This window comes from Humibacillus sp. DSM 29435, assembly GCF_001758225.1.
Classification (GTDB): domain Bacteria; phylum Actinomycetota; class Actinomycetes; order Actinomycetales; family Dermatophilaceae; genus DSM-29435.
The window spans coordinates 15,024-37,645 of record NZ_MAST01000008.1; the positions used below are offsets into that span (position 1 = coordinate 15,024).

Below are 22,622 nucleotides of genomic sequence, written 5' to 3' on the forward strand. Positions count from 1 at the left end.
GGACAGGCTTAGCGCCCGGCGCAAGCCCGGGGATACTCCGGCTCAGCCTGTGAGTCGTGAGACCTGCACGGGTGTCAAGGATCTCGGCGCAGACCCCCTGAGCAGGAATGCGATCCGTGCTGTCTCCTCGATCTCCTCCAACGCGTCGAGCGCGGCTTCCAGATCGGCGCCCGCGGCGATCGACCCGTGGTTGGCCAGCAAGGCACATCGCGTGTCGGTCTGGCGGAGGGAGGCGGCGAGCGCAGGGTCACCCGGAGGCGCGTAGGGGATGACCGGCAGCCGACCCACGCGCATGGCGTAGTACGCCGTCAGCACCGGCAGGGCGTCGGTGAGATCGATCTCGGGTAGGCACGACCAGGCGACCGCGTGGGTGGTGTGTCCGTGGGCGACTGCCGCCATGTCCGGAAACCGTTCGTACAGCGCCAGGTGCAGGGCGCTCTCCTTGGTCGGTGCCGGGCCCGCCACGCGATGGCCACCGATATCCACCACTGCTAGGGCGTCCGGGTCGAGGCGTCCGAGAGAGATCCCGGTCGGGGTCATCAACGCGCGGTCGCCCAGCCGGATGCTGAGGTTGCCGGTGCGACCGGGCGTGATGCCCCGGTCATAGAGAGCCTGACCGAGCTCGACGAGCTGGCGGCGCGCGGCGGTTTCGAGACGGCCGGTCATGAGGTTGCCGCCTCATCTTCGACACAGGCGAGGGCCTCGGCGAAGAAGTCGTCGCCGCCGAAGTTGCCCGACTTGAAGGCGATCGCGACGCGAGGCTCGTCAGACACGGTCCAGGGCACGCCGGTCGCGATGCTCGGCCCGATGCCCACCGACCGGATGCCCAAGGCGGCTGCGACCGCGCCGGACGTCTCGCCACCGGCCACGACGAGGCGTCGGACACCGCGTTCGAGCAGGTTCCGGGCCGTGTGGCCAAGGGTGCGCTCGATCCGTTCGGAGGCCGCCTCATGACCGAAACGCTCTCGGGCGGCTTGGATGCCGGCCGCACTCGTGTCGGCAGTGACGATGACGGGGCCGTGAGCCAGCTCGGCTTGGGCCCAGGCCGCGAGCTGCAAAGCGGCCTGACCCGGATCGTCCAGCTCGTCGACGGTGACGCGTCGCACCCGGTGGTCGGCCTCGAAGGTCGCCACCTGTCGTGTCGTGGTGGCCGATGCGCTGCCCACCAGCACCACGCCGGGCTGGCCCGCGAACGCGGCCATCGACACGGGGGAGGGTCGGCCGCCTGCACCGAGGGCTCTGGCCCACGCTGCCCCGAAGGCGGCGCCTCCGGCCATCAGCACGTGGTTGCGGCCGGCGGTCGCCACCCGGTCGAGGTCGCCATCCGTGACGGCATCCGCGATGACGTGCCGTCGACTACCGGCTGTCTGGTCGGACAGCAGCGCGAGGGTGCCGGCAGGGTCGGCCGTGACGACGTCGAAGGAGAGCAGCAACACCGGTGCGGGCGTCTGCGCCTGGAGCACGCGAACCAGGTTGGGGTCTGTCATCGGAGTGAGTGGGTGGCGTTCCATCCCGGACTCCGACAGCAACGACCGGCCCACGAAGAGGTGGCCCTGATACACGGTTCTCCCGTTCCGCGGGTAGGACGGGGCGTGCACGACGACGGTGGCTCCCGTGTGCTCCATGACCGCGTCGGTGACCGGCCCGATGTTGCCGGCCGCGGTCGAGTCGAACGTGCTGCAGTACTTGACGTAGAACCTGGAGACTCCTTGTGCGGTAAGCCAGTCGATGGCGGCCAGACTGTCTGCGACCGCCAGCTCCGCGGCCTGCGTGCGCGACTTCAGGGCGACCACGATGGCGTCACAGTCGCGCGGGGCTTCGGTCTGAGGTGTCGGCACCCCGAGCACGAGCACCGTTCGCCACCCCTCGTCACACAGGGCGCTGGCCAGGTCGGTGGCGCCGGTGATGTCGTCGGCGACGCACCCCATGAAGGGTGGCCGGTTGACGGGCCCAACGCCGCGGTCGACGGAGGCTTCGCTGTGGGTGCTCATCAGCGGAGGGTGAGTGGACGTGGTTCGTCGCCTCTGGCCCTCGCCACCTGCGCCATCACGGCGATCTCGTCGAAGACTCGCCATTCGTGGATGATCTTGCCGCCGCGCAGCAGGAACTGAGACGACCCAAGTATCTCGATGGGGGAGTCGGTGACGGGGCCGTAGAGCGGCGCCCCGTCGTAGGTGCCCTGCAGGCGCCAGAGCACGCCGATACGGGTGCCCTGCTCCGGTGCCGTGTTGACGGCGATGTCGCGAACTTCGACCGTCGCGTCAGGGAAGGGCGCGAGCATCTGGGTGAGGTCGCTCTGGTAGTTGCGCATGCGGGTACGTACACGGGCCCTGGTGGTGTCGAGGAACAGGTCTCGGTGCGTGAAGCGCCCGACCTGTTCGAGGTGACGTTGATGCCAGACGGTGTCGAGGAACTCGGCGATCATGTCAGCCTCGCCTCGGTGCGAGTCGGGCCGGGGGCCGCTTTCGCCGCGCTCGGCGACCGCGGCGGGCGCCGAGGCACCGAACAACCCCTGGGGCTCTTCGGTGAAGGCGAGGGTTCGCGCGATGGCCTCGGGGTCGAGCCCCAGGGTGGTGACGACCCGCCACTCGTCGCGCACGACCCACTCCCGCTCGACCAGCCCGTCACGCACCAGGCAGATGGCGATGTTGCGCGACTCAGACTCGCGGCCCGTCGGAGCGCCGTAGTCCCACATGCCCTGCTGCAGGCCGGAGTGGAACACGCGGTGATGGCTGACGAACGCGTCGTCACCGCGCGCCTCGCAGATCACGTCCTCGGCGGTGCCGATGCGGTTCGGGAAGGCGCTCTTCTTCACCAGCGACTTCCGCAGCACGTTCTCCATGCTGCGAATCTGACCGTAGGCGCTGTGCACGACCATGTCCTTCGCGTAGTGCTCACCGAGCCGTCCGAGACCGTAGTCCTCCCAGATGAGGTCGGTCCACTCGAGGATGTAGTCCTCCGGCGAGTCGAAGGGGGCGTAGACGCTCGGGTTGAGGTGCATCGGCGTGACGGTCCTTTCCTGTCTGATAGGCGAAACATGGGATGGATGCCCTTGACTTACCACGGAGCAACCGCTTGTATACGTATACATTAGATCCCGTCGAGTGGCCAACCCTCTGCCCATCAAGGGAATTCGAAGAACTGGCACGCTGACCCACCCAGGAGAGTCCATGCCCGTACTGCCTGTCATATCCCGCTCATCGTCTCGGTCTGTGCGACTGGGAGTCGTCGCTGGAGGTCTCGCCGCGCTGGTCTCGATCGGGGCGTGTGGCGCCGGGTCCGAGGTCGGCACCTCCGACACCAAGGTGGCGTGCGACATCACGCAACCTACGTCGAAGACCACGGTCAACGTGCTTGCGTACAACAGCGCGGCCACCGATCCGTTCACCAACGTGCTCACCTCGAACTGCGCATCGGACATGCTCACGATCAACCACCCGGCCACCGACCTGACCGGGCAGAAGCAACGGGCCGTTCAGTCGCTCTCGGGCAGCACTGCGAGCTACGACCTCATCGAGCAGTTCGGCACCGTGTACCCGCTCTACGCCGACCGGGGCTGGACGATTCCGCTCGACGACTTCATGAAGAAGGACTCCGCCAAGTTCAAGCTCGACGGGATCGACCCGAAGCTGCTGGCCGCCCACGAGTACAAGGGCAAGCAGTACGGTCTGCCGACCTACTGGAGCGTCAACCACCTGGTCTACCGGAAGGACATCTTCGACAAGCTCGGCCTCAAGCCGCCGACCACGTTCGAGGAGATGCGTTCGGTCGCGAAGAAGATCCAGGAGGCGGGAGAGATCAAGTACCCGTTGGCGATCCCGATGGCCCCGGCCAACGACATCCAGGGCCTGTTCGGTCAGGCCATCCGCTCGTTGGGTGGTGACTACTTCGAGAAGGACAAGCCGGTACCCGCCCTCAACACCCCTGAGGGCGTCGAGGCCGTCACCGAGCTGAAGAGCCTGCTGCCCTACATGTCGCCGCAGACCCTCAGCTTCTCCTCCCCGGAGGTGACGACCCAGCTGCAGACCGGCCAGGCCGCGATGGGCATGCTGGTGACCGGCCGCCTCTCGCCGCTCGTCGACAAGACCAAGTCGCCGAACGCCGACAAGTTCGCGTTCGCGACACCACCCGCGGTCAAGGCGGGTGGCAAACCGCTGTCGTTCCTGTCGGTTGACGGGTTCGCGGTGGCCAAGAACTCGAAAGTCGACCCCGGCCTGCTCTTCCAGCTCGCAGCGGTCGCCACGAGCGAAGCCGCCGCCAAGGCAGTGCTGCCCAACGCGCTACCCGCTCGACTGAGCGTCATCGACGAGAGTGCGATTCCGTTCGCCGCCAGCGCCAAGGAGATCCTGGCCACCGACCCCAAGCCGCTCAACCAGGTGCCCTACATGGCCGACGTCTACAGCGTGCTCGGAGCCCCGATCGGCGACGCCATCTCAGGCAAGAAGGAGCCGCAGGCGGCTCTCGACGAGGCACAGGCCACCGCCGTCAAGGCGATCGCCAACGCCGGCTACGCCAAGTAGCAACCCTTTCTGGTCACGCTGACCCGGCCGGCTCGGCCGGGTCAGCGGCCCCACTCCTCGAGGAGACAGCTCCCGGATGCGTACCCGAACCTTCTTTGCCCTGTCAGGGCCGGCGATCGCCCTGATGGCCGCTCTGCTCGTCATTCCTCTGATCGCCACGATCCAGTGGAGCTTTCAGAATGTGCCGGTCGGTGAGGCCGGTGTGTTCAACGGCCTGGACAACTACCGCGAGCTGCTGACCAGCCCCCGCTTTCGCGATGCCGCCGTGTTCACCGTCGGCTTCGCCCTCGTGGTGACCACCCTCAAGGTGGTGCTCGGCTACATCGTCGCCCTGACGCTGCACAAGGCACGACACGGCCGGGCCATCTTTCTCGGCATCCTGCTGGCCACCTACGTGGTGCCCACCGTGGTGGGAGCGCTCGACTTCTCGTGGCTGTTCAACGACATCTTCGGCGGGCCGGTCAACCGGTTCCTCGACCTCTTCGGGGTGCAGATCGACTGGCTCGTCAACGAATGGCCCGCCCGCGCCCTGCTCGCGATGCACATGCTCTGGCACGAGATCCCCTTCGCGGTGCTGATCTTCTACGCGGGCCTGCAGGGGATGCCGGACGAGCCGCTAGAGGCCGCGTCTCTCGACGGAGCCAACTGGTTCCAGAAGCAGCGCTACGTGATCATTCCCGCCCTGGGCCGCCTCGTCACGTTCGTGTGCGTCATCAGCATCATGGACGCCCTGAAGATCTTCGACTCGATCCGCATCATCACCCCAGCCGCCTCCCAGCTCGGCACGGAGTCGCTCATGACCTACGTCTTCCAGATCGCCCTCAACGACAGCTATCGGCTCGGCATCGGTAGCGCGGTCAACCTGCTCACGATCATCCTCACCTTGGTGCTGCTCATTCCGTTCCTACGATCGACGTGGCGTGACGCCAGGGGGATCTCATGACTGCCGTCGACGTTTCTCGCGGCCTGCTCGGCCGCCGGAGGGCGCGCAAGGACGCTGCCGCTGCCGCGCAACAGGCGCAGGGCCCGGCCAAGGGCGGCACGTCGTGGGTGGCCTTCTGGGCGATGGTGGTGATCGCCCTACTGATGATGGCCCCGTTCATCTGGGCCGGCCTGACTGCCGTCAAACCGTTCTCTGACGCGTTCCAGAACCCGCCGGTGTGGTCGTTCACCCCGCAGTTCAGTGCCTTCACCGAGCTGTGGAAGGGAACCACCTTCGCAAAGGTGCTCGGCAACACGACGATCGTGGCGATCGCATCCGTGATCGTCAGCCTCCTTATCGGTGCGCCGGCGGCGTACGCGTTCGCCCGCTACGCCGGCCGCATCGGCCCGATCCTGCTCGTGCTGGCGCTGGTCTTTCGGGCGCTGCCCCGCTTCGCCGTCGTGCTGCCGTTCTACGAGGCCTCGCGAGCCCTGGGAATCTACGACACGAACGTGGCCCTCGTCATCGCCTTCGTGGCCGTCAACATGCCGTTCATGCTGCTGCTGCTCACGGGCTTCTTCCGCGAGCTACCCGTTGAGCTCGACGAGTCGGCGATGATCGACGGATGCACCCGGTTGCAGGCCTTCCGGAAGGTCATCGTGCCGCTCAGTGGGCCTGGACTCATCACCGCGGGCATGTTCGCCTTCCTCCTGGCCTTCCAGGAGTACCTCGTGGCGTTGACGCTGACCCAGAACAACGCGGTGACGATCCCGGTGTTCGTCGCTGCCCAGGCAGGGGCCGACGACATCACCACCTTCCAGACGCTCGCTGCTCTCAGCCTCGCGTTGGCCGTGCCGATCGTGCTCATCACCATCTTCGCGCGCAAGTACTTCGTGGCCGGCCTGGCCGGCGGAGCGGTCAAGGGATGAGGGGCAACCGGGTCAAGGAGCTCATCGACGGTGGGGGTTTCGTCGTCAACGCCTGGGTCTCGTGCGACAGCCCCTACGTGGCTGAGGTGCTCTCGCACGCCGGCTACGACGCCGTCACGATCGACCACCAGCACGGCATGTTCGGGCTCGACCGGGTCATCACTCTGCTCCAGGCCGTCAGTAGCGGCCCGGCGATGCCCATGGTGCGCTGTAGCCACCTCGACCTCGCCGAGATCGGCAAGCTGCTCGATGGTGGCGCCTACGGCGTCATCTGCCCGAGCGTCGACACGGCCGAGCAATGCACCGAGCTGGTGGCAGCCTGTCGCTACCCACCGGTGGGGCGGCGTAGCTTCGGCCCATCCCGAGGACTGCTCTACGGCGGTCCCGACTACGTCGAGCACGCCAACGACACGGTGCAGGTGTGGGCCATGATCGAGTCGCGTGAGGCACTGGAGAACCTCGAGGAGATCGTCGCCGTCCCGGGTCTCGACGGGGTCTACGTGGGCCCGAACGACCTGGCCCTGTCACTGGGGGTCGCCCCGGCCACGTCACCGATCGCCGCGGAGGTACGTGAAGCGTTGTCGAGGGTGCTCGAGATCGGCCACGCCGCCGGCGTCGCCGTCGGTGCCTACTGCGCAGACGCGCAGATGGCGGCCGAACTGGTGGGGGAGGGCTACGACCTCGTGACCCCCGGCAATGACGTCGTGCTCCTGCGCGAGGGCGCCGCCCAGCGTCTGGCCATCACCCGCGGAAAGCGCTCCAGCGGGGCCGCCCATGCTGGATACTGAGGCGATTTCAGTGGACGTCGACCCTCAGGAGCGGGAGATGAGCGTCACGAGCCATGACGTGGCCCGAGCGGCCGGCGTCTCACAGCCGACCGTGTCAAGAGCGTTGCGCAACGACCCCAACATCGCCGAGACGACCCGGGCGCGGGTCGCGGAGGCGGCCAGACAGCTCGGGTACGTCCCGAACGAGCTGGGCCGCAGCCTGTCGCTCCAGGCGACCAGGCGCATCGCCGTGGTGGCCGACCTCGACAACCCGCTGTGGCCGATGCTCATCGAGCAGCTGCACGACGGGCTGGCTCAGAGCGGCTACTCGATGACGCTCCTCGCCGAGCACGGCGACCTTCAGCAGTTCGAGCAGCAGCTGCTCGGTGGCTGGGCCGACGGCGTGATCATGACCTCCGCGAGAATGCGGGCGACGCTGCCTTTTGAGCTTCGCCGTCGCCGCGTGCCGTTTGTGCTCGTCAACCGAGTCATCAAGGGACTCAAGGCGGATGCCGCTGTCGCAGACAACGTGGCCGGTGGACGAGCCGCGGCCCAGGTGCTTGTCGATGCGGGCCACACGCGTGTCGGAGCCCTGTTCGGTCCCCAGGACACGAGCACAGGTCGAGACCGGGAGAAGGGCTTCCGGGCGGGCCTCGAGGAGGCCGGGCTGACGCTGCCCGACTCCCGGGTCATGCATGGTGAGTTCGACTTCACCTTTGGGCGCGAGGCGCTGCCGCAACTGCTCAAGGGGCGCCACCGCGCGACCGCGGTGTTCTGTGCCAACGACATCATCGCCATCGGTGCCCTGAACACCGCCCGCCAGCTCGGCGTCTCCGTTCCCTCTGACATCGCCCTCATGGGCTTTGACGACCTCGACCAGGCGGCGTGGCCGGTGTTCGACCTCACCACGATCAGCATTCCCTTCGAGACGCTCGTGCGCTCCGCGGTGGTCCGCATCCTCCAGCGCCTCTCGGGCGACACCAGCCCGCCACGCGTCGAGGTGCATGCCGTGACGCCTGTGCTGCGCGGGACCCACCTGCGGTGACGACAGAACACGAACCGCAGCGGGCATCCTTGGTGCTCCTGAGTGGGATGCTGGGCGACGAGTCGTTGTGGCGGGGTGTGCTCGAGCGTCTCGGCCCCACCCACGACGTGATCTGCCTCCGCACCGACGCCGCCAGCACGGTGGCCGACCTGGCAGCGGGGGCGCTTGCTGCCGCACCGCCGACGTTCGCGCTGGCGGGCCACTCCTTCGGCGGCATCGTGGCCCTCGAGATGCAGCGTCAGGCGCCCCACCGCGTTCTTCGGCTCGCTCTGCTCAGCGCCAGTGCCCGCCCGGGTTCGTCTGCACAGCAACAGAGCTGGTCCAGCTTGCGCGCGCGTACGTTGTCGGGGGACTTTATCGCCGTCGCGAACGACCTGGCCGTGGCGACCCTGCCGGCACACCGTCGCACCCCAGAGCTCATGGCCCTCGCCGCGGCCATGGCCCACGTGGTGGGACCGACCGGGTTGCTCCGTCAGCTGGCGGCTCAGGCCACCAGGCCCGACAGCCGGCCGACGCTGGCCACCATCGACGTGCCGACGCTGGTCGCCATCGGCCTCCAGGACGAGGTATGTCCGCCGGACCTGCAGCATGAGGTCGCGAGGTGCATCCCCGGCGCGGTGACCGAGGTCATGGCCAGTGCCGGGCACATGAGTCCTCTCGAGGCGCCGGGCGAGGTGGCACGGGTGCTGCGCACGTGGTGGTCGGCAGCGGCATCCACGGCATCCGACCACCCGCTCGACCAGCAGCCCGAGCCTTCGGGCTTGCCGGCAGACAAGGAGTCATCGTGACCAACACCATGGGGGCGCCGGACCTCCCGCCCCGCGTCGACGTCGTCGTCGTGGGCGCCGGCCTGATGGGCGCCGCAAGCACCTGGCAACTGGCCCAGCGGAATGTCGGCACCCTGGTGCTCGAGCAGTTCGAACCGGCGACGGTTCACGGCAGCTCACACGGCTCTGCGCGAATCGTGAGACGCGCCTACCCCCACGACGACTACGTTCGCCTGACCGGCGAGGCCTTCGACCTCTGGGCCGAGCTCGAGGCCCAGAGCTCGCGCACGCTGCTGCGCCTCACCGGCGGCATCGACCACGGGCGAGACAGGGACCCGCGTGCCATCGCTGAGGCCATGACGCGCACCGGCATCCCCCACTCGCTGCTGGGCGCGAGAGAGGCTGAGCAGCGTTGGGCGGGGATGCGGTTCGACGGGCCCGTGCTCTACCACGAGCAGGCTGGGACGATGGATGCCGCTGGCGCAGTGGAAGCCTTTCTCGAGATCGCGACGGCGCGCGGTGCGCAGCTGCGCACCGGAGTCACGGTCACCGGTATCGAGCCTCGGGGCGATGAGGCGATGGTGCACACCGACCATGGGTCGGTCCGAGCCAGGCGGGTCGTGGTGGCGGCAGGCGCGTGGTGCGAGGGGCTCGTCGGCGACCTGATGCCGCTCCCGTCTCTCAGTGTCACCGAGCACCGCGTCTTCCATTTTCCACGGGTCGACGAGTCGGTGGTGTGGCCGGTGACGATCCATCGCGAAGACCTCGACGTCTACCATCTGCCGGGTGGCCGAGACGGCGGGCCGGCTGACGCCCGCAAGATTGCCGAACACGTCGGCCGACCCTCTGACCCGCGTCGTCGCGACCCACAGATAGACGACGCGGCACGAGAGCGGATGGTCGACTACGTGCAGAAGTGGCTCCCGGGCCTGCGGCCCGACCCCTTTGGCGAGACCACGTGCCTCTACACCCGAACCCCATCTGAAGACTTCGTCATCGACCGGGTCGGGCCGCTCGTGGTCTCATCGGCCTGCTCCGGTCACGGTGCCAAGCTGGCTCCGGTGGTGGGCCGCCTCGTGGCCGACCTGGCCACGGGCGACGTCGCCCCCTTCGAGCGTTTCGCACTGGCCAGCCATCACCGCTGAGCTCGCCCAGCGCACCAGACTGACGTTGGCCGTGGAGCGCACCGTCGTGGCACGATCAACGGCGTGAACACCCAGGCGACCAAGACCGCACTGCCCCGGACCGGTAACCGGGATCCCGGCGCCCACGTTGCCGACAGCCACGACCTGATCCGCGTGCAGGGCGCACGAGTGAACAACCTCAAGGACGTCGACGTCGAGCTGCCGAAGCGCCGGCTGACCGTCTTCACCGGCGTCTCCGGCTCGGGCAAGAGCTCGCTCGTGTTCTCGACGATCGCTGCAGAGTCCCAGCGGATGATCAACGAGACCTACAGCACCTTCGTTCAAGGCTTCATGCCCACTCTGGCCCGGCCCGACGTCGACCTTCTCGACGGGCTGACGACGGCGATCATCGTGGGGCAGGAGCGGATGGGCGGTGACGTCCGTTCCACGGTCGGAACGGCCACCGACGCCAACGCCATGTTGCGCATCGTCTTCAGCCGCCTCGGTCAGCCCCAGATCGGGTCGGCTCAGGCGTACTCCTTCAACGTCGCCTCGATCAGCGGGGCCGGTGCCGTCACGCAGGAGCGGGGTGGCCGGAAGGTGAGAGAACGACGCACCTTCACCATCACCGGCGGCATGTGCCTGCGATGTGAGGGCCGCGGCTCGGTGACCGACATCGACCTGACTGCTCTCTACGACGACACGCTGTCGCTCAACCAGGGCGCTCTCACGGTTCCCGGCTACAGCATGGACGGCTGGTTCGGTCGGATCTTCCGCGGCTGTGGCTACTTCGACCCCGACAAGCCGATCCGGAAGTTCACCAAGAAGCAGCTCGACGACCTTCTCTACAAGGCACCGACGCGCATCAAGGTGGAAGGCATCAACCTCACCTACGAGGGCCTGGTCCCGAAGATCCAGAAGTCGATGCTCTCGAAAGACGTCGAGTCACTGCAGCCGCACATCCGCGCTTTCGTCGAGCGCGCCGTGGCCTTCGGAGTCTGCCCCGAGTGCGACGGTACCCGGCTCAACGCTGAGGCGCGTTCGTCGAAGATCAACGGCACCAGCATCGCCGACGCCTGCGCCATGCAGATCAGCGACCTCGCCGCATGGGTCCGTACCCTCGAGGAACCCTCCGTTGCGCCGCTGCTGTCAGCTCTGGGCGAGACCCTCGACTCGTTCGTCGAGATCGGGCTCGGCTACCTCAGCCTGGACCGACCGTCAGGAACCCTCTCGGGTGGGGAAGCCCAGCGCACCAAGATGGTCCGGCATCTCGGTTCGGCCCTGACCGACGTCACCTACGTCTTCGACGAGCCGACGATCGGGCTGCACCCTCATGACATCCAGCGCATGAACGACCTGCTGCTGCGACTACGCGACAAGGGCAACACGGTGCTCGTGGTCGAGCACAAGCCGGAGATGATCGCGATCGCCGACCATGCCGTCGACCTTGGCCCCGGGGCTGGGAGCGACGGGGGAGAGGTGGTGTTCGAAGGCACCGTCGACGACCTGCGCAGGAGTGACACGATCACAGGGAGGCATCTCGAGGACCGAGCCTCCTTGAAGGAGCAGGTGCGGACGGCATCCGGCGTGATGAAGGTGCGGGGCGCCGACACCAACAACCTTCGGTGCGTCGACGTCGACATCCCTCTCGGGGTGCTCGTCGCTCTGACCGGCGTCGCCGGCTCGGGCAAGAGCTCGCTCATCGCGGGTTCGGTGGCCGGACGTGACGGGGTGGTGGTAATCGACCAGGGCGCCATCAAGGGCTCTCGGCGCAGCAACCCTGCGACCTACACCGGGCTGCTCGACCCGATCCGTAAGGCTTTTGCGAAGGCCAACGGCGTGACCGCGGCTTTGTTCAGCGCCAACTCCGAGGGGGCCTGCCCAAACTGCAAGGGCGCAGGCGTCGTATACACCGACCTCGCCATGATGGCCGGCGTCTCCACGCCGTGCGAGGTGTGTGGTGGAAAGCGCTTTCTGGCTGACGTTCTCGAGCATCGCCTGGGCGGGAAGGACATCAGTGAGGTGCTCGCGATGTCGGTGACCGAGGCGGTGGAGTTCTTCGCCGCGGGGGAGTCGCGCACGCCGCCCGCCGTCAAGGTCCTCGAACGCATCGCCGACGTTGGGCTTGGCTATGTGGCTCTCGGGCAGCCTCTACCCACGCTGTCCGGCGGGGAACGGCAACGACTGAAGCTGGCGACCCAGATGGCCGACAAGGGGGAGGTGTACGTGCTCGACGAGCCGACCACCGGTCTGCACCTCGCAGACGTCGAGAGGCTGCTCGGCCTGCTCGACCGGCTCGTCGACTCCGGCAAGTCAGTCATCGTCGTCGAGCACCACCAGGCGGTCATGGCCCACGCCGACTGGGTCATCGACCTTGGCCCCGGGGCCGGACACGACGGTGGCCGAGTCGTCTTCGAGGGCACGCCCTCTGACCTGGTCGCCGCCCGCTCGACGCTCACGGGTGAGCACCTCGCCGACTACGTCGCCCCAGGGCCCCGGTAGCGAACCACGACGAACGCGGCCGCTCGTTTCCAGTCGAGCACCGCATGGGCCACACTGTGAACGTGGACGCGTCGTCGATTCGACTCGAGGTCGAGCCTGCCCGCGGCATCCGTCGCCTGGCCGAGCTGGTCTCTTCCTACTCGCTCGTAGCCACGACCCTGGCCGTGTTGGCCGCTGTCCTGCTTCTCCAGTGGACAGGGCAGGGCCAGGCCGCGCTCTGGCTCGGAAGTGCCTACGCGCTGGCCATAGCCGCCTACACCGCCGGCGGTATGGTGCGTGACCTGCTCGCTGGCCACTGGGGGGTGGACGTGCTCGCCGTGACGGCGGTGGTGAGCACGGTGGCCGTCGGCGAGTACCTGGCGGCGTTGGTCGTCGTGCTCATGCTCACTGGGGGAGAAGCACTCGAGGAGTATGCCGGTGACCGGGCCGGTCGGGAACTGCGCTCGTTGCTGGAGGGCACCCCCCAGCTGGCCCATCGAACACATCCGGTGACGGGCGAGGTCGAGGACGTGCCGGCGGCATCGATCCGGCCCGGCGACCGCCTCCTGGTTCGACCGGCCGAGGTGCTGCCGGTCGACGGCACCCTGGTCTCGGAGCAGGCCACCCTCGACGAGTCCTCGCTCACGGGTGAAAGCCTGCCCGTCACCCGCCACCACGGTGAGAGCGTGATCAGTGGGTCGCTCAACGGCGGATCTGCCATCCAGATGGTGGCGACCCTGCCGGCGGCGGAGAGCCAGTACCAGCGAATCGTCGCCCTGGTCGCTGAGGCCCAGGATCGTCGGGCGCCGTTGGTACGAATGGCGGACCGTTACGCGGTTCCGTTCACCGCGGTGTCGCTGATCATCGCCGCCGCGGCCTGGGCCTGGTCGGGGGATGCCGGCCGGTTCGCGGCCGTGCTCGTGCTCGCCACACCGTGTCCGTTGCTGATTGCGCCGCCGGTCGCCTTCCTCGCCGGCATGGGTCGGGCGTCACACAGCGGCATCATCATTCGTGGCGGTGACGTGCTCGAACGCCTGGCCGAGGTGAGAGCTGTCGCGTTCGACAAGACCGGCACCTTGACGGTGGGCCACCCTGCCCTCGTCGAGGTGCGCGCCGAACCGTCGCACACGGGGGAGGAGGTGCTGCGCCTGGCGGCATCCGCCGAGCAGTTGCTCGAGAGCTCGCACGAGGCGCAGGAACGTGCCACGCATGGGGTGACTGCCAGGCTACCCAGTGGCGAGGTGGTGATCGGCAAGCGCAGCTATGTCGCTGAGCAGACCGGACCCATCGAGGCCGTCAGCCTGATCAGCGGCGAGCTGGCGGTCTACGTCGCCGTCGACTCGACGTACGTCGGGGCCCTGGTGCTGCGTGATCAGATTCGCGCCGACGCCGCGTCAACCCTGCGCGATCTCGCCGACCTCGGCGTTCAGGAGACCATGCTGCTCACGGGGGACGCCCAGGCGACGGCCGACCACGTGGCCGCCGACCTCGGCATCGACGATGTCCGGGCCGAGTGCCTGCCCGAGGACAAGGTTCAGGTGGTCGAACGGCATCCGCTCAGAGCCGTCATGATGGTCGGTGACGGCGTCAACGACGCCCCGGTGCTGGCGTCGGCGCACGTCGGCGTGGCGATGGGGGCACGTGGGTCCACGGCCGCCAGCGAGTCGGCAGACGTGGTGGTGATGACCGACGACCTGTCGAAGGTGGCTCTGGCCGTCTCGATCGGTCAGCGCACGGTGAGCGTGTCGCGACAGAGCATCTGGCTCGGGATCGGCCTCAGCGTCGGGCTCATGCTGGTGGCGGCCTTCGGCTTCATCCCCGCGATTGTCGGTGCACTGATCCAGGAGCTCGTCGACCTCGCGAGCATCGGCAACTCGCTGCGGGCCCGCACGGCGGGCCGCGGCGCGCTAAACCGCCCTCACGGGAGTGCCGAGGCTGGGACCAAAGCCTCGGGCCGTTAGGGCCGAAGGGTCCTACCGGAGATAGAGCGTCGTGCGCAGGATGAAAGGTGAGCAACCATCCTGAGCAGCGAGGAGACTACGTTGAGCACCGAGGCAGCGGCCGAGCCGCGAACCGTTTCCCGAACCGTCGTTGGCATTGACGGGTCAGCGGCCAGTGAGCAGGCGCTGCGGTGGGCGTGTGAGCACGTCTCGGCCGCGGGCGAGCCGGGTGAGGTGATGGCAGTGTGCGTGCGAACCATTGCGCCGCTGCCCGAGGACCTGAGCATCGCGACCTGGCCGTGGCGTGACGACGACCCTGCCGATCCGGTGCTTGCCATGTTGGACAGCATGGCCGAGCTGGTGGGTCGTGACTTTCCCCTGGTGACGATCCGGCGCCAGGTGCTGCAGGGGCATCCCGTTGACGAGCTGATCCGCCTCTCTGAGTCGGCCGAGCTCGTGGTCGTTGGCGCCCGCGGACACGGAGCCATCGCCGGGATGCTGCTGGGTTCGGTCAGTCGGCGGCTCATCAACCACAGTCACTGCAGCGTCGCCGTTGTGCGATGAGGAGCGAGTAGTCATCATGAACGCCGAGAACGAAGTCGAGGCAGGCCCTGAACACCCGCCGAGCAACGCCGAGAGCAGCGACCAACGGCCGATCGTGGTGGGTGTCGACGGGTCGGAGGAGAGCCGGCGGGCCCTGCGGTGGGCCTGTGCGCAGGCCCGGCCGCGGGGATGCGGCGTGCTCGCTGTGGCCGTGTGGCACCTCTACCCGCTGACCAGCGACGATCGGGTGGGCTCGTCCCCATGGTGGTTCACCACCGACCCCGACATCGCGACGCAGAGCTTCCTGGAGGATGCCGTGGCGCCCGTGGTGGCAGACTTTCCTGACGTCATGATCAGCCGGGTCGTGCGGTCGGGTCGGGCTCCGGAAGAGCTGGCTCGCCTCTCGCACCTGGCACAGATGCTCGTCGTCGGCGCCAGAGGCCATGGAGGACTCAGCGGCATGTTGCTGGGCTCGACCAGCCGCGATGTGCTTGAACGCGCCTCGTGCACCGTGATCGTCGTTCGCTGAGCGCTGCGCGATCGTTGAGACCGGGGCTCTGACCGTTGGGTAAACTGGTTTCGCTCTTTTGTCTAGTGAAAAAGGAAGAGGAAAGATGCTGGGATTTCTCGGTCTGCTGCTCGTCGTCTGGCTCGTCTTGGTGGTGCTGGGGTTCGTCATCAAGGGGCTGTTCTGGCTGGTCATCGTGGGAGCCGTGCTCTTCCTGGCTACGGCGGCCTACGGTTACGTCAAACGCAAGGCACTGCAGCGCTGAGCGCATCGTGAAACAGCGACAGCCTCGCGTCGTCGGTGAGGTCACGTCGCGGTGCTGGCGGCCTATCGGGCCTTTGACACCAGCGTTGAGGTGCTTTGGCTGCCGCCGACGCTGCAGGTGAAGGTGTAGGTCTGCGTTGTGGTCACGAGAAGCTGCTCGGCACCACCAATGGCCACGCGGAGGACCTGCTTGCCGTCCTCGCCGGACACGACGAGCTGACCCGGTTGGAGCTTGTCGTGGTTGACGACGGCGACAGCGTGAGCGCCTGGAGCGACCTCCGGACGGTTCAAGACGCATCCCTCAACTACTACCTCCAGGGGTGCCGTTGCAGGGTCGGGCGGCGGGTCGCCCAAACAGCCACCGAGAACGACAGCTGCTACGAAGGACAGCGCTGCCCAGGTCGTGGCCACCCTCGCGGCGGCCGCGCTCATCATCGGCCGCGCGGTGAGCCTGGCTGTTGCCGGGCCGTCACGCAGGCCGCCCCGGCGTACCAGGGTGACTTGAGCTCGGTCCTGTCGGCCCACTAGGACTGGTTCTGAGCGGGTTCCAGGATGCGCCGGCGCCCGGACTCCAGGACTGCGCTGGACAGGCTGAAGCCGGTGATGAGCACGAAGAGTAGGTAGATGAAGTCGCCGCTCGCCTTGTCCACGACGGCGGCTGCGAGCAGCGTCGCTGCCCACACCAAGGACATCTGCAGGATCAGTCGGCCGTACGCGGCACTCAGTTGCTTCCGGACCTGGTCTGTCATTGATCTCTCCCATTCACTCCGAGGCCTTCAGCCTGCATCGCCCTCACAGCCAGCGCCAGAGCCGAACGTCCCTTGGATGCCGTGCCCTCAGTCGGTCCAAACGCCGATAATCGACATTATGTCACTTTGGCCCGAGCAGACGGAGCACCTCGGGCTCCCCAGTTCAGGAGATCGGTGAGCAGAGTCTGCCCGTGGTCTGACCCGCACCGAGATCCTGCCCTAGCCCGGAGGCCACGATCACCGCACAGATCTACTCACTCCGACCAGCATTGCGGAGCAGACGAATACTGCGCATTTCGGACGGCATGCCGTAGTCGGCAGTTCAGCGTCGAAGATCCACCGGCGAAGGGTCTTGCGTTGGAGCCCTCCCCGGCGCAAACTCTTAGGAAAGTTTCCTATTGATTGCGGAGCGACATGACCCCAGGGCCGGCACGTGCGGGATCAGACAGACCGGAGTCAAGCGAACCGACTGGGCCGGTGTCTCGGCATCGAGGTCGAACCACACACCGCAAGACGGGTGCTCGGCTCACGGCTACGACGGCCGCCATTGCGGTGAGCCTCGCACTCGCCGCGTACCCGTCGGCGGCGGCAAGCCCCGCGATGCACACGGAAACCACTGGGGCACCGAACGCGGCAGTGACGACGGCCACCGGCGTTCTGCGGCTGAACCAACAGGGCTACCTGGCGGGCGAGGCAAAGCAGGGCCGCCTGATGGTGACCAGGCCGCTGACCGCGAGCCACTCCCCCACGACATACACCGTCACCACGGATGCCGGCCGCAGGCTTTTCACGCACACCCTCTCCCTCCGTTCCCTCGGCGCCTGGAGCCAGCACTACCGCGCGGTCTACGCCGTCGACCTGACCGCTGTCCGTAGGCCGGGCCGCTACCGCGTCACGACGGCTGGCGGGGTCAGCACCTCCGCAGGCTTCGAGGTCTCCGACGCCGGCACCATCTACGGCGCCCTGCTGACCGATGGCGTCGCCTTCGACCAGACCCAGCGCGATGGCCGCAACGTCATCCCGGGGGCATTGTCTCGCAAGCCTTCTCACCTCAACGACGCGTCGGCAACCCTCTACGAGTGGCCGACCATGGAGACGGACTCCGACCTGATCACCGACGCTGACCTGACCCCGGTCGGTGGCCCGTTGAACGTCGAGGGTGGGTGGTTCGACGCGGGCGACTACCTCAAGTTCACTCACTCCACGGCCTACGCCGACGTTGTGCTCTACAGCAGCGCCCGACTTCTCGGTGGCCGGGCACCGAAGAGCCTGGTCTCCGAAGCGCGGCACGGTGAGACGTGGCTCGAGAAGATGTGGGACCCCACGACCGGCATCCTCTACCTGCAGGTCGGGATCGGCTCCGGCAACCAAGCCGGCACGTTCACCGGCGACCATGACCATTGGCGCCTGCCGGAGGTCGACGACCACAACAGCGCCGCGGCCGATCGATATGTGTCCCACCGGCCGGTGTTCGCCGCCAACCAGCCCGGTGAGCTCATCAGCCCGAACCTCGTGGGCAGGGTCTCGGCCGCGTTCGCCCTGGCCGCGCAGGCCGACGCGAACGGCCATCCGGCCCGAGCCCGCCACGAGCTGGCCATGGCAACCAGCCTCTACGCCAAGGCCGCCGTGAACCACCCGCCCAGCCCCCTGGTCACCGCCCTGCCGCACGCCTTCTACCCCGAAGACACCTGGCGTGACGACATGCAGCTCGGGGCGGCCGAGATCGCCCTCGCCTTGCAGCGGTTGCACCAACCGAGTGGCCGCTACGTGCGAGACAGCGCCGGGTTCGCCAAGGGCTTCATCGCCGAACACAGCACCGACACGCTCAACCTCTACGACACGGCAGCGCTGGCCGACGTGGCCCTGTCGCAGGCGATGGCCCACTCCCCCGGTCGCCATCTCGCGGTCGGTCGGGCCGACCTGGTGGCCGACCTACGTCACCAGCTGGAGCGCGGGGTCGCCCACAGCCGGGTCGACCCGTTCGGGGCGCCGGCTGCCACAGACGACTTCGACGTCAACTCGCACGCCTTCGGCCTGATCGCCACGGCCGGCTTCTACGACGGCCTCACCGGCACCAACCGATTCGCATCGTTCGCCTCGACGGTCCGCACCTGGCTGCTCGGTGGTGACCCCTGGGGCGTGACGGCCATGGTCGGTGTCGGTGACCGGTTTCCCCAATGTATGCAGCACCAGGTCGCGAACCTCAACGGCCACAGCGACGGCACCCCACCCGTCGACGTGGGGGCCGTCGTGAACGGGCCCAACGGAGCGGAGAACTTCGACGGCGGTCTCGGTGGCTTTCAACAGGGCATGGTCCACTGCACCTCCAATGCCGACCATCTAACTCAATACGACAGTGCGACCAGCCGCTACGTCGATGACGTGCGTTCGTGGCAGACAGACGAACCCGCTCTCGACATGACCGGCGCCGCCATTCTCGCCGCGGCCGCCCAGCTGCACCTGCGCCCGACGGCGACCGTCAGATGACGGCCGGCACCCCGCGACTGCTCCGAGGCATCAACGACCGGGCCGCGCTCAACCTGCTGCTCGACCGCGGCCCGCTCTCCCGGTCACAGATCGGCGACCTCACCGGCCTGTCGAAGCCAACCGCGTCGCAGCTGTTGGCACGCCTCAGTGAAGCCGGACTCGTGGTGGCGAGCGGCAACACGCACGGCGGTCGCGGCCCGCGAGCCCAGCTCTACGCCGTCAACCCGGACGCCGCGTACGTCGCCGGCCTCGACGTCACCCCGTCGCGCATCGAGGCCGCCATCGCCGACGTGACCGGCAGAGTGGTCGGCGAGTACCGCCACGACACTCCGCGGAAGGCGGGCTCCGACGCGGTCTCGCATGTCGTTCGTGCCCTTGAGGGCGCTTGTGCCCGCGCGGGGATGCCGGCCTCCCGGCTGCACCGGGTCAGCATCGGCACCCCGGGTGCGTTCGACCCGAGAACGAAGAGGTTGCGCTACGCCCGACACCTGCCCGGCTGGCACGACCCTGCCCTCCTCAACCGGCTCACCGACGAGCTCGGGATGCCGGTCGAGGTGGGCAACGACGTCAACCTGGCCGCCGTCGCCGAGCAGGCTGTGGGCGCTGCCCAGGGCGTAGACGACTTCGTGCTGCTGTGGGCCGACGAAGGTGTCGGGGCTGCGTTGGTGATCGGCGGTCAGCTGCACACCGGTGCCACTGGCGGAGCCGGCGAGGTGGGCTTCCTCCCCCTGCCGGAGACGCCACTCGTGCGTGACGTGCGGCGGGGCAACGCGGGAGGCTTTCAGCAGCTCGCCGGGGCGGCATCCGTGCTGGGGCTCGCTCGGTCGCTGGGCCTGCGCGCCAGCACCGCCGCCGCCGCCGTGACCGCCGCGCTGGGGCGCCCCGGCCCCGGTGACGAGCTGCTGTCAACCCTCGCCCATCGCATCGCCGTCGGCACCGCAGCCATCACCGCGGTGGTCGACCCGGCATTGGTCATCCTGTCCGGAGAGGTTCTCACCGCCGGCGGCCCGCGGTTGCTCTCCCTCATTGGCAACGAGCTCGGCTCGCTCGCTGCCGCTCAGCCCCGGCTCGCCCTCTCGGCCGTCCGACCCCACTCCGTGCTCACGGGTGCGCTGCATACCGCGTTGGTCGCCACCCGTGACGAGATCTTCGACACCGTCGCACACCCTTCGACCGCCAACCATGCGGGCGCAACCGTCCAAAGGAGAAAGCCATGACCCACCAACGACTCCGTCGCGGCCTGGCCGCTTCCGCGGCCGGCTTCACCGTCGTGCTCACTGCGTCGGCGTGCATCGGTTCGAGCTCGACCGGCGCCGCCGACGACCCCAGCGCCAAGGATGTGACGATCACCTTCTGGCACGGGTGGAGTGCCCCCAACGAGGTCAAGGGGATCCAGTCGACCATCGACGCGTTCGAGAAGACTCACCCAAACATCCACGTCAAGCCCGTCGGCAACATCACCGACGACAAGATCAACCAGGCGCTTCGGGCCGGAGGGTCCAATGCCCCCGACGTCGTGTCGTCGTTTACCACCGACAACGTCGGCGAGTTCTGCTCTTCCGGGGCGTTCATCGACCTGACGTCGTTGCTGAAGAAGTCGAGCATCGACCCCGCCGCCACCTTCCCTGCAGCGCAGCTGTCTTACACCAGCTACAACGGTGACCAGTGTGCGCTTCCTTTGCTGAGTGACGCCTACGGGCTCTACTACAACAAGGCGATGTTCAAGGCGGCCGGAATCACCGATCCTCCGAAGACGCTGTCGGAGTTCGACGCCGATGCGGCCAAGCTGACCAAGATGTCGGGTGACAGCTACTCCCAGCTCGGCTTCATGCCGAACTACCACGGCTACGAGTCGACCATCACCCACTTCGCCGCCCAGTGGTCACCCAAGTACTTTGCCGACGGCAAGGCCAACGTCGCGAACGATGCTGGCATCAAGGCTGCCTACGACTGGCAGAAGGGGCTGGTCGACAAGCTGGGAGGCTACGCGCCGCTGGAGAAGTACCGTTCGACCTTCGGCGACGAGTTCAGCGACAACAACCCGTTCATGGTCGGCAAGGTCGCCATGGCCATCGACGGCGAGTGGCGGGCCGGCATGATCGACGATGCCAAGGGCAAGCTCGACTACGGTGTGGCACCGTTCCCGGTTCCTGACAACCTGGCCGACCAGTACGGCAAGGGCTACATCACGGGAACCATCGTCGGCATCGCGAAGACGAGCCAGAAGCAGAACGCTGCGTGGGAGTTCGTCAAGTACCTCACGACGGACACCGACGCTGTCGTCAACTTCGCCAACGCGATCCACAACGTGCCGTCGACGAAGGCCGCCCTCGGCTCTCCCAAGGTCAGCCAGGACCCGCATTTCCAGACGTTCGTCAGCATCGCTTCGAACGCGAACAGCAACACCACACCTTCGAGCCCGAACGGGGGTGCCTACCAGCTCACCCTGCAGGACGTCGGCTACGCGTACGAGTCCGGGAAGCAGAGCGACCTCGGTGCTGGCCTGACCAAGGCAGCCCAGCAGATCGACACCGACGTCGCTCGGGCGAAGTGAGCCTGCAGCCGTGAGCGTGCAGTCGGCGTCGACACGCGGCATCCAAGGCGCCCGGCATCCGCTGATCAAGGGCCGGTCGGTACCCGGTCAGACCCTCAAGGGGCGACGCCGCCGCGAGACGTTGCGCACCCTTGCCTTCCTGTCGCCATGGCTGCTCGGCACGGGCCTGTTCTTCATCTATCCGCTCGTGACCACCGGCTGGCTCTCGTTCACGCATTACGACGGGTTCGGAACACCCACCTGGAGCGGCCTGGCCAACTGGCGTTTCGTTCTCGGCGACTACCCCTTCTTCTGGCCGGCGCTGGCCAACACCCTGTGGTTCGTTCTGGTCATCGTGAGCCTCCGAGTGCTGTCAGGGCTGGCCCTCGGGATGCTCGTCATCCGGATCAAGCGCGGAAGCAACCTGCTGCGAACAGTCTTCTACGCGCCCTATCTCGCGCCGCCGGTCGCCGGCACGCTGGCGTTCGTCTTCCTTCTCAACCCCGGCACCGGACCCGTCAACCACCTGCTCGGGAAGCTCGGTCTGCCCCAACCGGGCTGGTTCAACGACCCGTCGTGGTCCAAGCCCGCCCTGGCCCTGCTGGCGGTGTGGGGTGTCGGCGACCTCATGGTCATCTTCATGGCCTCGCTGCTCGATGTGCCCCAGCAGCTTTACGAGGCAGCGATGCTCGACGGCGCCGGGGCCTGGAACCGCTTCCGGCACGTCACCCTTCCCCACCTCCGACCCATCCTGGGGTTCGCCATCATCACCGGCATCATCGCGACGATGCAGTACTACACCGAGCCGCTCGTCGCCGGGCAGGTGGCCAGCGGACAGATCGGCGGCTCCGGCCAGCAGGTCGAACCCGGCTACCCCTCCGGTTCGACCCTGACGCTTCCGCAGCTGGTCTACAACCTTGGCTTCCAACGGTTCGACATCGGCGCCGCCTGCGTGGTCGCCCTCATCCTGTTCGTGCTGTCGATGGCCTTTGCCGCTCTGCTGATGCGCCGTCGCAGCGGGCTTCTCTCTGTGGAGGACTGAC

At 67.7% G+C, this 22,622-nt stretch carries 20 protein-coding genes; 16 read left to right on the forward strand and 4 right to left on the reverse strand.

All coding sequences use genetic code 11. From position 1 onward, the window contains the following. Positions 1-42 precede the first annotated feature (42 nt). From BA895_RS06610 to BA895_RS06620, 3 genes are read right to left on the reverse strand one after another with little or no spacing between them, the layout of a single operon-like run. A complete protein-coding gene (locus BA895_RS06610; RefSeq protein ID WP_070191115.1) occupies positions 43-666 on the reverse strand; it encodes a class II aldolase/adducin family protein in 624 nt (207 codons plus the stop codon). After that, positions 663-1,991, reverse strand: coding sequence for a 3-oxo-tetronate kinase (gene otnK / locus BA895_RS06615; protein WP_070191116.1), 1,329 nt, complete (start codon positions 1,989-1,991; stop codon positions 663-665). Before otnK ends, BA895_RS06610 begins: the two co-directional genes overlap by 4 nt. Further along, positions 1,991-3,001 (reverse strand): ester cyclase, encoded by a 1,011-nt coding sequence (locus BA895_RS06620; RefSeq protein WP_070191117.1) that lies wholly within the window; start codon positions 2,999-3,001, stop codon positions 1,991-1,993. The genes otnK and BA895_RS06620 overlap by 1 nt, the downstream gene beginning before the upstream one ends. Before the next feature lie 211 nt (positions 3,002-3,212). On the opposite strand from BA895_RS06620, the gene BA895_RS06625 reads away from it, so the two are divergent. From BA895_RS06625 to BA895_RS23865, 12 genes are all read left to right on the forward strand, one after another. Further along, positions 3,213-4,520: an ABC transporter substrate-binding protein gene (locus tag BA895_RS06625; RefSeq protein ID WP_070191118.1), complete on the forward strand. Its 1,308-nt coding sequence runs from the start codon at positions 3,213-3,215 to the stop codon at positions 4,518-4,520. Between the two features lie 76 nt (positions 4,521-4,596). Then, positions 4,597-5,463: a carbohydrate ABC transporter permease gene (locus tag BA895_RS06630; protein ID WP_070191119.1), complete on the forward strand. Its 867-nt coding sequence runs from the start codon at positions 4,597-4,599 to the stop codon at positions 5,461-5,463. After that, complete coding sequence (locus BA895_RS06635; protein ID WP_070191120.1) at positions 5,460-6,371, forward strand: carbohydrate ABC transporter permease; 912 nt, start codon at positions 5,460-5,462, stop codon at positions 6,369-6,371. Before BA895_RS06630 ends, BA895_RS06635 begins: the two co-directional genes overlap by 4 nt. Further along, positions 6,368-7,159, forward strand: a complete 792-nt coding sequence (locus BA895_RS06640; RefSeq protein ID WP_070191121.1) for an HpcH/HpaI aldolase/citrate lyase family protein — start codon at positions 6,368-6,370, stop codon at positions 7,157-7,159. Before BA895_RS06635 ends, BA895_RS06640 begins: the two co-directional genes overlap by 4 nt. Positions 7,160-7,196: 37 nt before the next feature. Then, positions 7,197-8,183 (forward strand): LacI family DNA-binding transcriptional regulator, encoded by a 987-nt coding sequence (locus BA895_RS06645; protein ID WP_070191193.1) that lies wholly within the window; start codon positions 7,197-7,199, stop codon positions 8,181-8,183. Next, the gene (locus BA895_RS06650; protein WP_139142534.1) at positions 8,180-8,971 is read left to right on the forward strand and encodes an alpha/beta fold hydrolase; all 792 of its coding nucleotides are present in this window, start codon (positions 8,180-8,182) and stop codon (positions 8,969-8,971) included. Before BA895_RS06645 ends, BA895_RS06650 begins: the two co-directional genes overlap by 4 nt. After that, positions 8,968-10,095 (forward strand): FAD-dependent oxidoreductase, encoded by a 1,128-nt coding sequence (locus BA895_RS06655; protein ID WP_217493837.1) that lies wholly within the window; start codon positions 8,968-8,970, stop codon positions 10,093-10,095. The genes BA895_RS06650 and BA895_RS06655 overlap by 4 nt, the downstream gene beginning before the upstream one ends. Before the next feature lie 90 nt (positions 10,096-10,185). Next, positions 10,186-12,576 carry an excinuclease ABC subunit UvrA gene (locus BA895_RS06660; protein ID WP_139142540.1) on the forward strand — a complete coding sequence of 797 codons (2,391 nt, stop codon included), beginning with the start codon at positions 10,186-10,188 and terminating at the stop codon, positions 12,574-12,576. Positions 12,577-12,638: 62 nt separating this feature from the next. Then, complete coding sequence (gene cadA, locus BA895_RS06665; protein ID WP_371327699.1) at positions 12,639-14,516, forward strand: cadmium family heavy metal-translocating P-type ATPase; 1,878 nt, start codon at positions 12,639-12,641, stop codon at positions 14,514-14,516. A gap of 81 nt (positions 14,517-14,597) precedes the next feature. Beyond that, on the forward strand, positions 14,598-15,059 hold the full coding sequence (locus BA895_RS06670; RefSeq protein ID WP_070191125.1) for a universal stress protein: 462 nt from the start codon (positions 14,598-14,600) through the stop codon (positions 15,057-15,059). Between the two features lie 16 nt (positions 15,060-15,075). Then, positions 15,076-15,567: a universal stress protein gene (locus BA895_RS06675; RefSeq protein WP_083283058.1), complete on the forward strand. Its 492-nt coding sequence runs from the start codon at positions 15,076-15,078 to the stop codon at positions 15,565-15,567. A gap of 85 nt (positions 15,568-15,652) precedes the next feature. Further along, positions 15,653-15,811, forward strand: coding sequence for a hypothetical protein (locus BA895_RS23865; protein WP_175442261.1), 159 nt, complete (start codon positions 15,653-15,655; stop codon positions 15,809-15,811). Positions 15,812-16,334: 523 nt separating this feature from the next. On the opposite strand, the gene BA895_RS06685 is transcribed toward BA895_RS23865, so the two are convergent. After that, positions 16,335-16,559: a hypothetical protein gene (locus BA895_RS06685; protein ID WP_070191127.1), complete on the reverse strand. Its 225-nt coding sequence runs from the start codon at positions 16,557-16,559 to the stop codon at positions 16,335-16,337. Between the two features lie 636 nt (positions 16,560-17,195). On the opposite strand from BA895_RS06685, the gene BA895_RS06690 reads away from it, so the two are divergent. The 4 genes from BA895_RS06690 to BA895_RS06705 are packed head-to-tail and all read left to right on the forward strand — an operon-like array spanning position 17,196 to position 22,621. Then, positions 17,196-19,046, forward strand: a complete 1,851-nt coding sequence (locus BA895_RS06690) for a glycoside hydrolase family 9 protein (protein WP_217493838.1) — start codon at positions 17,196-17,198, stop codon at positions 19,044-19,046. Continuing rightward, positions 19,043-20,263: an ROK family transcriptional regulator gene (locus tag BA895_RS06695; RefSeq protein WP_070191129.1), complete on the forward strand. Its 1,221-nt coding sequence runs from the start codon at positions 19,043-19,045 to the stop codon at positions 20,261-20,263. The genes BA895_RS06690 and BA895_RS06695 overlap by 4 nt, the downstream gene beginning before the upstream one ends. Further along, entirely contained in the window at positions 20,260-21,600 is a 1,341-nt protein-coding gene (locus BA895_RS06700) for an ABC transporter substrate-binding protein (protein ID WP_070191130.1), read from the forward strand. Before BA895_RS06695 ends, BA895_RS06700 begins: the two co-directional genes overlap by 4 nt. A gap of 10 nt (positions 21,601-21,610) precedes the next feature. Continuing rightward, positions 21,611-22,621, forward strand: coding sequence for a carbohydrate ABC transporter permease (locus tag BA895_RS06705; RefSeq protein WP_217493839.1), 1,011 nt, complete (start codon positions 21,611-21,613; stop codon positions 22,619-22,621). Position 22,622 lies beyond the last annotated feature (1 nt).